The sequence below is a fragment of the Priestia sp. MDV22-iso46 genome (genome assembly GCF_058629175.1).
Genome location: NZ_JBZVWT010000001.1, coordinates 479,149 through 493,358, shown reverse-complemented (window position 1 = coordinate 493,358; position 14,210 = coordinate 479,149). Strand labels below are relative to the sequence as shown.

The window sequence follows — 14,210 nt, the reverse complement described above, 5'->3', positions numbered from 1 at the left end:
CTATTGGTTCCTAGAATATATATTATGTAAACTAGAAAAAGAAATAAAATCATTGCGGTCTCCCTTGCTCTTAGACCCTTGGAATACATATCACCTATTGCTTTGTCTTGGTTACTCGTTTGCTTGCTTTAAGGCTTTATCGAGAATTCCTATAAGAAAATAATCGCTCACTTGATTTGGATGACCTTACATCTTCAAGTGTACGTCGTTTTGTATAGAATTAAGTAATTAATCATCGAAACGTTACAACGTCGTATATCAAGCCACTTAGGCAATATTGCTTAAAAGAAAATTATATGAAGTCAGACTTCACTGCTAATATCCAAGCGCCAAAATCAGACAAAGAACTTCCTGTTTATATGTCCTTCGAAGAGCTTGAAAAACTTTTCCGCTACCTAGAAACTGATAAGCGTCCCCTAGCCTTTTGAAATAATCCATTGTTATCCTCAGGATTTGGAACTTATTGGTTCTTCCTCTTTCATACCTATTCCCTTATAATAACCTGTTAGAGAGAGGAGCATAGAATATGGCAGATGTAAAACAATTTATCTTTTTTGATTTTGAAATGCTGTGTTCAAACAAAGGAATGCCGTTTGAAGATATGGAAGCAATTCGGCTCGGCGCGGTGAAGTACAATATCGAGACAGAAGACATTGAGTTTTTTGATCGTTATATTCAACCTACAAAACGAGTGTCCTTAAGCCGCTTTTGCAAAGAGTTAACCGGTATTAAAGATACTGATTTAGTCGGTGCAAGTAATTTTAAAAATGTTTTTGAAGACTTTTTAACCTGGATTGGCGGAATTAAAAAATCCCGTTTTTTCTCCTGGTCTACCAGCGATTTATCCCGTTTAAAAATAGATGCGGCAAAGCACGAAATCTCTCTTGCTACTATAAAGAAAATAGAACAGCGTTATGTTGATTTTCAAGAAATTTTTACAAAACGTGTTTCTGAAAATAACGTATCAGTAGAAAATGGGTTAGCTTTATATAATTTGCAGTTTGAGGGTAAAAAGCACAATCCGATGTATGATGCGTATAACACTCTTCGCATTTACCTAAGCTTTTTGAACGAGCCAGTACAGTCTGATTTCATTATGATAAAACAATTTATTCTGGAAGAAGTGCCCCAGAACATTAAAGAAATGAATGCAGCGCTTAGAACTACCATACAAAAAGACCTCCACATATTTGCGGAAGAGTTAAATGAAATATATAAAATGAAAGATGCGTTAAAAATTATAAAGAGAACTCAAAGAATTGTTAAAAAATACGAAAATATTCTTATCAATCGCTCTGGTATGTTTTCAGAGGAAAATAGTTTTTATGTCGGTCTTTTACTGGATTTTTATCATAATTTGTTGCTTTGTTATAATGAACATCTCGAATATTCATCGAAAATTATCATTTTAGATGAGAGCACTCTATACCCTTTAAACCAGCTTTCTTTAAAGAGAGGATGAAAATCCGTTCTCTTTGGTACATAATTTAGCTCTTTCCTTATCCCCTTGTTCCTGTTCATTCCTTAAACTCTCAAGAACATAATCATCATTATAATCTTCCATTATTAATAATAAAGTTTTAGGCCTTAATTAGGTCTAAATAAGTGTACTTACTACGTAATTATGTATTTTACCTAAATAAAAAAGCAGACGCAATTGGTCTGCTTATAATACTAGCTATCCTGCTATCCTAACAGTCTGATTTTAGCTTTTGTGATTATTATTGGATTTATTTACCACTTAATGCATCGCAGATAATCTAAACAGTTTATCAATTTTAATGTTTCACAACAGTTACATACGTAACTTTACTTACATTATTCGAAGCATCTTTAGCAGTTACGTTTAATTTAGTTCCTTTTTTCTGTATAGGGATACTAACAGAGAATAATCCCTTTGAATTTGCTTTTGCATACCCAATTCTATTCTTCCCTATATTAACAGTTACGGTAGAGTTAGCTTCTGCTTTTCCTGTCACAACCTTATCATTATCATCTACTTTATTAACTGCTGGCTTGTTTGGTGGAGTAACGTCAGCTTTTACAACTGTTATATAGGTAAGTTTACTTACATTTCCCGCACTATCTTTAGCAGTTACATTCAGCGTAGTGCCTGCTTTTTGAACTGGAATACTAACAGAGAATGATCCCTTTGAACTTGCCTTTGCATACCCAATTCGTTTTTTACCTACATTAACAGTTACAGTTGAACCTGCTTCCGCTTTACCAGTTATAACTTTATCGTTATTGTCTACTTTATTAACAGTAGGTTTATTTGGCGCAACAGTATCTTTGTCAGCTTCAAATTGAGTAGAGATTCCATATATAGCATCATAATCATTTCCGTTTAGATCTAAAACAGGTATGTAATACGTGCCCGCTTTATTAACTTTATATCCTTGCACTTCCACTCCATCATCATATTCAGAACCTAAGTATTCTAAATAACCATGATCTTGATATTCATATTCAGTTGCTAAAAATAGTAAATCGATATTGGAAGTAGTATCTGTTCCACCCGCTACTAGTAAAGTCCCTTTTCCAGATACGTTCACCTTATAAAAATCTATATCAAGAGTATCGTCGAATTGTCCAAATGTTACTCTCTCGTTTAGTAGTGTATCTGCTATTTTGAAATCATCATTAGGCTCACTTTCATACATTGGCTGACCACTACTGCCCTTAATACTTGCACTTGATGCATTAAATTTTTTCGTAGAAAAACCTTTAGGTGTTTCTAATGTAATTAAAGTTTGTTCTTTAATTTCCCTTAGCGCATAGGGATTAATAACATTATGATTTAACGGTTTATCAGATTTCAATCGGCTTTCAATTGTTTTCTTTGAAGACTCATAGTTATTTTCAGCTGCTTGAGTTGTGCTTACTGATAATGAGGAAGCTAGTAAACCTACAGATAATAATGAGATGATACCCTTTTTCTTCATTTAATCTCTCCCTTAACCATATGTAATTACTTTATAACTACGACTATCATACTACTTAATTTTTAACATAACCATATAATTCTATATTCAAATTCCGACAAAAAAAGACAGCCATTTTTAATGGGGCTGTCTTCCTCTAAATCTTTTACTATTTTTATATCTGTGGAGGAAAAGATGTTTAGTTTTATAATGTACTTTCTCTTTACGAAAGTGAAATGAACTATAAAATGAAGCATAGATAAATCATATATCGGTTGTATTTAAGAGTGTCAGTATCTAACATTTTTTGTTCTTTTGAAAGATAGAGAAAAAACTTTTCTATACGTTAGTTACTACGTTTTAATTTTTGAAAAAATCCATTTTATTACAATTTATAGTCAACAGGAATTAAAATCCCAAAAGTATATATAATAGCTACTTTTGAGGTTTTGTATCGCTCTTTTTATGTTTAATAAACAGCTTATTTTATTGGTAACCGTCTAACGTAACATCAGTAATTGACCCATCACTAGGACTTACTTGATACCACCCTTGTGTAGCTGTATGCCCTTCTCCTGTTTCTTCATTATCAACAACATTTTCATAAACATGGATAATATAGTTTCCTGAGTCGTCAACGTGATCATATGCTACAAGGAGAGGTGAATCTTCAGATATGCCTTGCTGATCACGAACCAGCTGGATAGCTTGTTCTTGGGAAACTGTTTGTTCGGCTGTTTCCTCTTCCTCAATTGCTTCTGTATCTTCTTCTTGCTCTGGTTCTGATTCCGTTTGGGCCTCATCTTCTGAATCAGCCTGAGCTTCTTCCTCGTTCGCTTTTGCCTGAGCTTCCTCTTCCTCCTGCTGTTTCTTTTCTTCTTCTGCTAAACGTTCTTCCTCCGCTTTACGATCTGCTTCTGCCTGAGCTTCAGCTTCTGCATCCGCTTTGGCCTGCGCCTCTTCTTCTTTTTGTCGGTCTTCTTCTAGCTGTGCATAGTAATCATCTAATTCCTTTTCCATTTGCTGCTGTTCAAGGTCAGATAATTGCTTTTGTTGTTCTTGTATTTGATTTTGAAGCAAAGCAATTTGTTCTTCTGAAGCATTATCAACAAAATTGATGTTTTCTACATAATCACCAATCGCGTCAAAATTAACTTCCATCATACAAAAAACATTTTGCTCTTGATTAATGCCATAGTAAATATATTGATTGTCACCTACTTGGATGTACTGATAACCATTCATTACGTTTAATAAGTAATCACGATCAGCTTCTTTAGAATTAACAGCTTTTTTAATTGTGGATGCTTTTGTTTGTAATGTATTCGGCGATGATTCTTTTACAGCCGTTTTATTGCCATTTTCTTTAGTATGAACCGCTGTTGATTTCTCTGTAGTCTCTTCTTTTTGCGATACCGTTTCACTGGACTCATCGCTACAGGCTGCTAGCAATATAGCTAATAATGGAATACCAAAAGCAACTTTCAACATTTTCATAGACTATTATCCCCTTTTTTTATCTTTTTTTAGGTTTTACATAATTCTAAAGAACCACAAAACCTTAGGGGTTATTATACCAAAATTAAGAAAATATAAGAATATTTTCTTGTGTTGTTTATGGAATTTTTTGAAAAAATTATCTTTTTATGCATAAAAAAACACAAAGCCATATACTTTTTTCAGAACACGGCTTTGTGTTTTCGTAACAGATGTTAATGATGAAATCCATTGTCGTATTTCGTGTCTTTAAGAACAGGTCTATCCAACGAGTTAAGAAATTCAACGGCTTGTTTGAAATTAACCATAAATAAATGAGCAAGGTCTCTTGAAAACCCATTTCTAACAACAATGCGCATGATTGTGATTTCTTCCATGTCTGCTGGGAGTGGATAAGCAGGCACTTGCCATCCATACGTGCGTAATTGTCTAGACAAGTCATAAAGAGTCCAGTTTGGCGTGTATCCTTCTTTTAGCTTCCAAGCAAGCACTGGGATATCTGAACCATCGGCGATAATTTCGAATGCTTCCATTTCTCCAATTTCTTTGCTGAGAAACAGCGCGTTTTCTTGGGAGGTTTTTTGCACGGCATAATAGCCATCTTTACCTAAACGCAAGAAATTGTAATACTGCAAAAGAACTTGTGCTCCTGGTCTAGAGAAGTTGAGCGCAAAAGTTGGCATGTTGCCCCCTAAATAAGAAACGCGGAAAATAAGATCTTCAGGTAAGTCTTCTTTTTCTCTCCAAATCACCCACCCTAAACCAGGGTAGACTAAACCGTACTTGTGTCCCGATACGTTAATGGACTTTACTCGCGGCAAGCGGAAATCCCAGATAAGGTCTGGTTGAAGAAACGGAGCGATAAAACCTCCAGAAGCAGCGTCTACGTGGATAGGAATATCTAATCCTGTCTTTTCCTGTAACTCATCCAATGCTTTTGCGATAGCAGCAATTGGTTCGTAACCCCCTGTATACGTGACTCCAAGAATCGGTACGACGCCAATTGTATTTTCGTCAACCGCATTAATCACGCCTTCTGCATCTAAATAAGGATGATCTGGATTAATGTTCACATAACGAGGCTCTACGTCCCAATAGTTTGCGAACTTCTCCCATACCACTTGAACCGATGAACTAAATACAATATTGGGGCGGTCCGTTGATAGCCCTTTACTTTTACGCAGTTTCTGCCAGCGTCTTTTTAACGCTAGTCCACCAAGCATACATGCTTCAGATGAACCTGTAGTAGAAACGCCCATCGTGGTATCAGGATTAGGTGAATTCCACAAATCCGCTAAAATACGTACACATCTCTCTTCAATAGCCGCTGTCTGCGGATACTCATCTTTATCGATCATATTTTTATCAAAAGATTCTCCGTACAAACGCTTTGCATCAGGCTCCATCCACGTAGTAACAAACGTAGCTAAATTCAAGCGGGCATTTCCGTCTAAAGCAATTTCGTCATGAATGATTTGATAAGCCGTTTCCGGAAGCATACCTTGATCACCGATACGCAGTCTTGGAATCGTCACTTCTCCTTGTCGAGAAAAAAGCGGATTAACAGGAAATTCATCAGGTAAATTTTTTTGTTCACGATGTGGGTGCCATTGAGGCATAAAGTATCATCTCCTTATGTATATCTAACAAATTGCTTTACGTTCACCTGGTGTTATAACAAGCAGGTCTCCTTTACACATTATGAGCTTTGAAACCTATTTTCATTCTTTTCATTATCCGCAGCACATAAGGGTGACCTTTATTTAGTGATACTCATAAAAATCTGCTTGGCACAACTCAAAGGGTAAAAAATATGGTAATATATTCTAAATGTTTACCCTCATGCCAAAGCTGATTATTTCTGATCATCAAGGAAATGAAGTTGGCATGATTCAACGGAAATTCACTTTTTTTAAAAAGAAGTATCTTTATATCAGAAACGATGGCGATACATATGAAATTACGGGGAATATAACAGATCGCAAATTCGACGTTTTGCGTTCCGGCGTTCCTATCATTCAAGTCCGCAAACTCTCTTCTTTTCTGTCATTACGTCCCCACACGTTTGCTTTAGAATTTCTCGAACCTGATCTTGATAAGTGGGAAGGAATTGCGGTTGTACAAGGCGTAAGGATGATGGTGAAAGACGAAAACAGCAGTACAGCTACTGCTCCGGCTCAATAGTGGTTAGTGGTTATATGATATTAAAAAACGAACAAACTTCAATATAAAGTTTGTTCATTTTTTAATTAAGGGCCAAATACTAATGTACCGATGACAGGGTAGCTAATTGGTACAAGAAACAAGATGATATTTAAAATAATCGCCCATAGACAGAGCTTGTCTTTTTTTATAAAGAAACCAATAATTGCAGGAACAATCATGAGCGGAACTAAAAAGATAGGTGCGATAATAGGCAGTCCTTGAAGCTTTTCAGCCGCAATAAGTCCTGTAAAAAAGTTAAGGATCAATAAAGTATTAATAATGACATATAAAAGTGAAATCCCTCCAAGAATCCCACCTATTATCCCACTTTTAGTTGTTTTAACAGTGGCATCCACGTTTCTATCACCTCTTTTTTAGAAATATAAGTAAACCATACTATAATGTGGTTTTTATTGTAAAGATATGAAGAAAATAACTAATGAAAGACCATTACGAAAAAGCACTGTAGCGATTGCTACAGTGCTTTTTATAAACAGTGCATTTTTTCCTCTGCTTCTTTCCAAGGAACCGTATAGCCCTGTCCTTTGGCGCAAAAGACGGAGGATGAACTGTATTCGGGATCCGCCTCTTTGTTGTAGCGGATTCGTTCAATAACTTCTTCTTCATTATGACAGCGTTCATACCCTCCGAATAATAGAGACATCGCTCCTTTTCCATGCGTAAAAGATGCTAGCGTCGAACCGTAGGTCATAAAAGTAGCAACAGGAACTTTTCCTGTAATAATCGCTTTGTTTTCGGTTGTTACAGGAGAATCAAAGCGACCGTGTGCGCTTTGAACATCAGCTAATACTCTTCCCATTTGATCAATATCTACTTTAATTTTAAAGTCATAATACGGTTCCAGCACAATGTTTTTGGCTTTTTCTAACCCTTGTCGTAATGCTCGGTACGTTGCTTCTCTAAAATCTCCTCCGCTTGTATGCTTGTTATGAGCTCGTCCGGTACACAACGTCACTTTTATATCAGTAATAGGCGAACCTGTCAGCAAACCGTGATGCGGCTTTTCAAATATATGCTGACGGACTAGATTTTGATACCCAACGGACAAATCGTCGGCGTGACAAGCATTTTCAAAAGTAATTCCGTTGTTTCGTTCCGCTGCTTCTATTTTCAAATGAACTTCTGCATAGTGTTTCAACGGTTCAAAATGCCCGTAGCCCATCACTGTATTTTGAATGGATTCTTTGTACAAAATTTCTGGTTCTTCAAACTGTACGTTTATATTAAAACGTTCTTTTATCAGTTTTTCGAGAACTTCAAGCTGAATTGCTCCCATCACATGAATATGAAGTTCTTGAGTCCTTTCTTCCCACGTCACATGTAAAGAAGGGTCTTCAGCATCTAATAATCGAAAAAGTTTAATTCCTTCTTTTGGATGAACAGAAGGCTCAAAAACAACTTTTGATTTTAACGTAGGCAAAAGTTCGTAGGACCGGCTTTCTTTTAACGTTCCAAGACCGTCTCCAATCGATGCTGAAGACAATCCTGTAACTGCAAAAAGTTCGCCGGCTGAACCTTCATTAACGTTTTTAAATGTGCTTCCGTTATAAGCGCGAATTTGAGTAATTTTTTCTTCGTATAGCTCTCCGTTTTTTTCATAAGCCACTTCATCACGCACCTGCAGTGTCCCGCTAAGAGCTTTGATAAACGTGATACGCATGCCGTTTTCATCGTGCCGAATTTTATATACACGCCCTGAAAATGCTTCTTCCTTCGAGTAGCGAGTTTCTGTTAACAAATCAACCTTCTCTAAAAATTCTTTAATACCCATGTCTTGTAAAGCTGAACCACTCGCACACGGGAAAAGCTGATTGCCTTGAATAAGCTTTTGCATAGCCGCTCTCCAATAAGCTTGATCATTCTTACCTTCCATAAATGCATCTAGAAGCTCTTCATCTTTTTCAGCTATAAATTCAATAAGTTCCTCACTTAACGAGCCATCTAGAAGCTCTGACGTTATGTCAAAAACATCGGGAGTTAAGTTGTGTTTAATATCATTTATAACACGTTCAGGATCTGCTCCTACACGATCGATTTTATTGATGAAAAAGAATACGGGCACACGATGTTTTTGAAGCAGCTGCCAAACTGTTTCTGTATGGCCTTCGACTCCTTCTACTGCACTTAAGATAACAATGGCATAGTCCATCACTTGAATAGAACGTTCCATTTCAGGTGAAAAATCGACGTGGCCCGGCGTATCAATTAAATAGTAAGTAGAACCGTTATATGAAAAAGTTCCTTGATCGGCAAATACCGTAATTCCTCGTTCTTTTTCAATCGCATGGGTATCAAGAAAGGAGTCTTTGTGGTCAACTCTTCCTCGCTGTTTAATACTTTTTGTATGATAAAGAAGCTGCTCGGAAAACGTAGTCTTCCCTGCATCCACATGCGCTGCAATGCCGATTGTTTTATTAGATTGTTTCATTGTTAAATACCACCTTACTGCTGTATGTATAGCTGTTACTCTCTATTTTATAATAATCGTAAGAAAAAGTGGGCGACAAAGAATTAGAGCTGCTTACATCAAAAAAGAATGCGTGATTAAACACCGCATTCCTTTTTTGTACGGCTTTTGGTATCTTTTTTGCCTTTTGCTATAAAAATAGCTGCTATAAGGCACCCAATTCCAGCTAAATACATGATGTTATTACCTGTCGCGCCTAGACTGTTACTAGTCAACCCAACTAAAATGCTGCCAAATATAATCAATAAAACAGCAAACATGAACTTCAATTTCTTCACTCTCCGTTAGTAAGTTATTAAATATGATTTGCGTATGGATCATATAAACCAGTAAGTAATAATAGACTTGCTGATAAAATCAATGTTCCTGCGATTAACAAACTGTTGCTACATACCTTTTTTCTCTTCTTGCGTAAAAACATTCCTGATATAAGAAATAGTAGTGCGACAGATAGTAGAATTAACCCTATACCAATATTCAATCTTTCTTTCTCTCCCTTATGCATGTATTCCTTATCATCTAGTTAACCATAATATTATTATGAAAATAAAAAAACGAATTCGAACGTTTACCCAACCTTAATTGATTTATATGTTATCATACATAAATTGTTAAAAATTGTTAAAAATACATTTTTTCACCTTTCACTATCAAAAAAGCAGCCTCTTTACTAAGAGACTGCTTTTTTTTAATGACAACTGATAAAACCGCTTAAGAAGCTTTTTTTAATTGTTCTTTTTGTTTTTGTTGATAAGAAGAAAAATAAATAAGACCTACAAATACAGCTCCACCTATCATATTTCCAATAAAGGTAGGGACAATATTTGTCATAAAATCAAACCAAGTAAAGTGACCTGCAAAAATAGCAGCGGGAATAATAAACATATTGGCTACAACGTGCTGAAAGCCAATCGCAACAAATGCCATAATAGGAAACCAAATACCAAGAATTTTCCCCGTAACATCTTCAGCACCGTATGAAAGCCAAATAGCTAAACATACAAGCCAGTTGCAGCCCACAGCGGAAATAAGCGTTTTAAAAAACGATTCATCAATTTTAGCTTGAGCAATTGCTACCGTTTTATCTAAAAAAGGCCCTGTTTCTGTTAAACCTACAATATGTCCAAAGAAATATGCGATAAATGCGGCACCTAAAAAGTTAGCAAGCGTGACCCAAAACCAGTTATGAAGCAAGTGACGAAGTGAAATTTTTCTTGCATACAGGGCAATGGAAACAGACATCATATTCCCTGTAATAAGCTCCGCTCCCCCAAGTACAACCAGCATAAGACCTACAGGAAAGACGGCACCCCCTAAAAGATTCGATAAACTTCCCCATTCAGCTGGTAAATTACCAATTACGCGTACATCTAGTAAAAAGCCAAGCGCAATAAACGCGCCTCCTAAAAACCCAAGCATGAGAATGGAAGAAAGGGATAGCTTCGTTTTTGAAATCCCTGCTTCTAAAGCGATGTTTAACATTTTATCCGGCTTGTGAAATGCCATAAAACTCCTCCTTAACTAAAAAAGGCAGCACTCAAAAACACCTTTTACACAAGGTTTTTGAATGCCGCCTAATAATCCTGCACTTTCTTTACAGTATATCAGTCATCATTATCTATAATAAAATCAAATAAAAAACAAGCAGATCCTACTTCTCTTTCATTTAATTAAATTATGTATTTTACGTTGTTCTACTGAATATTGGTTTCAAACACAAACACAGAAACAGCGATATCTTCTTCTACTTTGATATCAGAAAATAAGTACTCCAGCTTAGCTCCTAACAAGTCTTCAAGCCCCTCTGGAGGAGATGAAGCGTACAGGTTTTGAATAAGCTTTGTTCTTGCCATATGTACCGTCTCTTTACCTTCGGTTGTTCTCGCGATAAATTGTTCAGCTGGCGTTAAGTTGCCGTACAAAGTTGAAATAGCCATATTTTGAACAAATACAGTATGAATTCGTTCTGGACCTTTTCCAAAAAGTTTTTTGCGCAGTTTTCGGATAATATCATTAAAATCATGTATTTTCTTAGACACTGGTGTATGCCCCCGCTTATCTCGAGTATGTCTATCCTGCTCATTCAAGTTTTCAACTAAGAATAAGTTACATTATACATGACGACGTTTACATTGTATACAATGTATCTGTTTTATCCCCGTTAATCCAAACAATCGCAAAACCATTACGAAATGATAAAGGTAATCCTTCACTTATTAAAGTGAAGGATTACCTTTATATCTCTACTTAAAGGTTACAAATGGATTCTCAGTTATCAAAGAAATAACTAAGAACTTTGACAAAATAGCATGTCAAAATAGTCAAGTGGTATGTTTGTACCAGTAGTTAATGCTATCATGTTAAAGTCATGGAATCCAATTAGTTTACTTTCATAATACTTTATTTAATTTAAATATTCTTTTTTGATAGGTAACCCTTAATCTTCATCACGATCTGCTCTAAATTCATCATCAGATAATGAATTTAGTTGATGGCTAAGCTTTTCGTAGTTATCTTGTTTTTGGTTTTGTTGTCCATCATTAGATATAGGAGCTTCACTAGAAACAGTAGACTTTTTTCTAGTCTCTTCGCCTCCGCTAACTCCAAACCCAACATTGTTATCTGTCATCGGATTCACCTCTTTAACTGTTATTATAGAGAATTGCTCTAAAAAAATAACAGGAAACAAAAGGGATTACCACTTAGCTAATAGTGGTCCAAGCTTACTTACGCCAAACCGTATTTAAATAAGGAAATGACCCGCTTTAACCCCATAGGCAATACCAATAAAAAAACTTGCTATACCTAGTGTTTGACTTTTACATACATACTTTATAGTTAAGCCTGGAATCAGACCCCATATAATGATGAAAATAGCGAACGATACTATAATAGAAGACCATGCATCTTGCCCTGATATACTTATACCTTGCATAAACGTTTCTCCTTTCAGTACTTATATCGGGAGAACATAAATTTTTTATAGTATCTTATAATACGAACTAAAAAATCCAAGTGACCTGTCCATATATGCTTTTATAGCGAATGGTGGCGTTCAAGCTCGATTGTTTTTGGTTTTTGCCATATTAATACCCCTGCCGCTACATACATAAACGAAGTGATGTAAAAAAGGCTGCCGATTGTAAGAAAATCAATGATATACCCTGTTGCAATTACGGCTAAAGCTGCCCATATAGAGGTCCATAAATGATAGTGTCCTACTTGTTTTCCCGTATGAGCACGATCTATCTGCCTAGATAACGCTATTTTTTCTGCTGTTTTTTGAAGAGCTCCAAGTAGCCCCATTATAACTTGAATGATATACACCTGCGTGATAGTTGTTAGAACGGGAATCACAAGCATAACAACCGCCATCCCAAACGTATATAAAAGAAGCAAGCGCTTTTCTCCTACTCTGTCACTCCATGAACCGATTAAAGGGTGACTCAAAGCTGCGGTTAAAGCGAAAATTCCGTAAGCTAAGCCAAATTGTGAATAACTATCGCCAAGATTTCGAAGCAGTAAAAGGTAAAAAGGAAAAACAATACTGCTTGCGGTAATCATCAGGCTTTGTGAGTGTAAGAGTTGTTTGTACGTCATTTTCCATACTCCTTATAAAATAAATTAACGAACGTTTCGTTCCGATCATATTTTCTTTTTAAATTAAAAAAGGCGGTGGTATGAGGGTAAGCCTCTTCTAACTGCTTCTTGCTTGGGTAGCCGTAGTAAGGCAAATAATAGCTTCCTTGATGCTGAAGCGTAACATCTACCATTTTTCTGACAACCCTTTGTGTATCAGAGATGCCTTGATGGTCTTTTTTCTGGTTAATAAGTAAAACGAGAGCAAACATGTCGTCTTTTGCATAAGACATGACTGCTTTATTGTCTTTCTCTACATAGCGAACGGTAATGTTCAATAAATTTAATTTCTCTGTTGATAACACTTCGCGTAAATCATCGATGTAAGAAGCAAATTCATCAACCGGAACGAAGTATTCCTGTAAAACTTCCGCTCGGCTAGCACTTTCGTATTCCATAAAATCACTTTCAGAACGCATAACATTATTTCTTGTTTCAGGCCGTCCATTTTGTCTTAAGAAATAAGCCTTTTGTGTTTCCCACAACATATCTTTTCCCCAGTCACTGTACCGAGACAGCCCTAGCATAAATTTAGGAAGTGCCACTATTTTTTCTGTTTTGAGCGGTTCGTTTGCAGTAGAAGTATTTTGAGAAGATAAACGGTAGTTTGTGACGTACATATCTGTTAGTAATTGATTAGGAGAAACAGAAATACGCGCCATATGCATACGAACGTCAGGATTATGCTGTACGTAGTTTTTAAAATAAGCTGTATACTGCCTATAATCTAAGCGAATAACTTCATCTTCATACCATTCATCGTCTGTCAAACGAAGCGTCACATCTAAAATGACTCCAAATAACCCGTATCCTCCGTTTACTAAAGAAAACAGCTCAGGGTGTTTCTTCCGGCTAATTTCGATAATAGATCCGTCCGCCTGCAGGAGACGCATAGATTTTACCGTATCCATTAAAGAACCGTATCGAATATCTCTGCCGTGTACGTTCACGCTAATAGAACCTCCAACGGTAAAAATATTTTGTGATTGCATAACTTGAAGAGCAAGACCGTCTTTATGTATATATTGCTGAATATCATTCCACGTTGTCCCGCTTTGAACCGTAATTTCTTTTTGACGTGGCTTGTAATCTATAATTTTATTGTACTGCTTCATATCAAATATAATAGCATTCGGATAGTACGTCTGCCCTCCTTGGCTGTGCTGCATGCCTGCAATCGCTATTTTTTCATGATGCTGTGAAGCGGTTTTCACCCAATCTTTCAGCTGTTTTTCAGTTGTTCCATGCTTTATTTCTTTGACTTTTGTAGGAAGAAGCCGAGCAACATCCCCCGTTACAGGGTGGCTTTGCTGCTGTTTATAAATATGATAGGAGGCATATGAACCTACTAGATAAAAAGATAAAAAAGTTCCTAACAACACGTTTTTCTTCATTCTAAACTGTAAGCTCCTTTCTTTATTTCTGTGAAATTATACCATATAAAAAGTGAAATAACA

The 14,210-nt window shown here is 36.2% G+C and carries 14 protein-coding genes; 2 read left to right on the top strand and 12 right to left on the bottom strand.

Annotation, left to right across the window (positions count from 1 at the left end):
- Positions 1-526: 526 nt before the first annotated feature.
- Positions 527-1,462 carry a 3'-5' exonuclease gene (locus tag AC4NPH_RS02585; protein ID WP_098196516.1) on the top strand — a complete coding sequence of 312 codons (936 nt, stop codon included), beginning with the start codon at positions 527-529 and terminating at the stop codon, positions 1,460-1,462.
- A 316-nt stretch (positions 1,463-1,778) separates the two neighbouring features.
- Here AC4NPH_RS02585 and AC4NPH_RS02580 read toward each other — a convergent pair whose 3' ends face one another.
- From AC4NPH_RS02580 to gad, 3 genes are all read right to left on the bottom strand, one after another.
- Positions 1,779-2,945: an Ig-like domain-containing protein gene (locus AC4NPH_RS02580; RefSeq protein ID WP_057273222.1), complete on the bottom strand. Its 1,167-nt coding sequence runs from the start codon at positions 2,943-2,945 to the stop codon at positions 1,779-1,781.
- A gap of 465 nt (positions 2,946-3,410) precedes the next feature.
- The gene (locus AC4NPH_RS02575; protein ID WP_098196517.1) at positions 3,411-4,421 is read right to left on the bottom strand and encodes a hypothetical protein; all 1,011 of its coding nucleotides are present in this window, start codon (positions 4,419-4,421) and stop codon (positions 3,411-3,413) included.
- A 215-nt stretch (positions 4,422-4,636) separates the two neighbouring features.
- Positions 4,637-6,040 carry a glutamate decarboxylase gene (gene gad / locus AC4NPH_RS02570; protein ID WP_098196518.1) on the bottom strand — a complete coding sequence of 468 codons (1,404 nt, stop codon included), beginning with the start codon at positions 6,038-6,040 and terminating at the stop codon, positions 4,637-4,639.
- A gap of 223 nt (positions 6,041-6,263) precedes the next feature.
- Here gad and AC4NPH_RS02565 point away from each other — a divergent pair, with 223 nt between their 5' ends.
- A complete protein-coding gene (locus AC4NPH_RS02565; protein ID WP_240530765.1) occupies positions 6,264-6,605 on the top strand; it encodes an LURP-one-related/scramblase family protein in 342 nt (113 codons plus the stop codon).
- A 65-nt stretch (positions 6,606-6,670) separates the two neighbouring features.
- On the opposite strand, the gene AC4NPH_RS02560 is transcribed toward AC4NPH_RS02565, so the two are convergent.
- From AC4NPH_RS02560 to AC4NPH_RS02520, 9 genes are all read right to left on the bottom strand, one after another.
- A complete protein-coding gene (locus tag AC4NPH_RS02560; RefSeq protein ID WP_013057166.1) occupies positions 6,671-6,982 on the bottom strand; it encodes a YnaG family membrane protein in 312 nt (103 codons plus the stop codon).
- A gap of 131 nt (positions 6,983-7,113) precedes the next feature.
- On the bottom strand, positions 7,114-9,075 hold the full coding sequence (locus tag AC4NPH_RS02555) for a GTP-binding protein (RefSeq protein WP_098196519.1): 1,962 nt from the start codon (positions 9,073-9,075) through the stop codon (positions 7,114-7,116).
- Between the two features lie 116 nt (positions 9,076-9,191).
- Positions 9,192-9,374, bottom strand: a complete 183-nt coding sequence (locus AC4NPH_RS02550; protein WP_491938732.1) for a hypothetical protein — start codon at positions 9,372-9,374, stop codon at positions 9,192-9,194.
- A gap of 451 nt (positions 9,375-9,825) precedes the next feature.
- A complete protein-coding gene (locus AC4NPH_RS02545) occupies positions 9,826-10,620 on the bottom strand; it encodes a formate/nitrite transporter family protein (protein ID WP_013057170.1) in 795 nt (264 codons plus the stop codon).
- A 188-nt stretch (positions 10,621-10,808) separates the two neighbouring features.
- A complete protein-coding gene (locus tag AC4NPH_RS02540) occupies positions 10,809-11,153 on the bottom strand; it encodes a Na-translocating system protein MpsC family protein (RefSeq protein ID WP_013057171.1) in 345 nt (114 codons plus the stop codon).
- A gap of 398 nt (positions 11,154-11,551) precedes the next feature.
- Positions 11,552-11,743, bottom strand: coding sequence for a hypothetical protein (locus tag AC4NPH_RS02535; RefSeq protein ID WP_013057172.1), 192 nt, complete (start codon positions 11,741-11,743; stop codon positions 11,552-11,554).
- A 114-nt stretch (positions 11,744-11,857) separates the two neighbouring features.
- The gene (locus AC4NPH_RS02530) at positions 11,858-12,049 is read right to left on the bottom strand and encodes a hypothetical protein (protein ID WP_041816567.1); all 192 of its coding nucleotides are present in this window, start codon (positions 12,047-12,049) and stop codon (positions 11,858-11,860) included.
- 101 nt (positions 12,050-12,150) lie between these two features.
- The gene (locus AC4NPH_RS02525) at positions 12,151-12,714 is read right to left on the bottom strand and encodes an MFS transporter (RefSeq protein ID WP_013057173.1); all 564 of its coding nucleotides are present in this window, start codon (positions 12,712-12,714) and stop codon (positions 12,151-12,153) included.
- Positions 12,711-14,147 (bottom strand): FAD-binding oxidoreductase, encoded by a 1,437-nt coding sequence (locus AC4NPH_RS02520; RefSeq protein WP_061859808.1) that lies wholly within the window; start codon positions 14,145-14,147, stop codon positions 12,711-12,713. Before AC4NPH_RS02520 ends, AC4NPH_RS02525 begins: the two co-directional genes overlap by 4 nt.
- Positions 14,148-14,210: the final 63 nt, after the last annotated feature.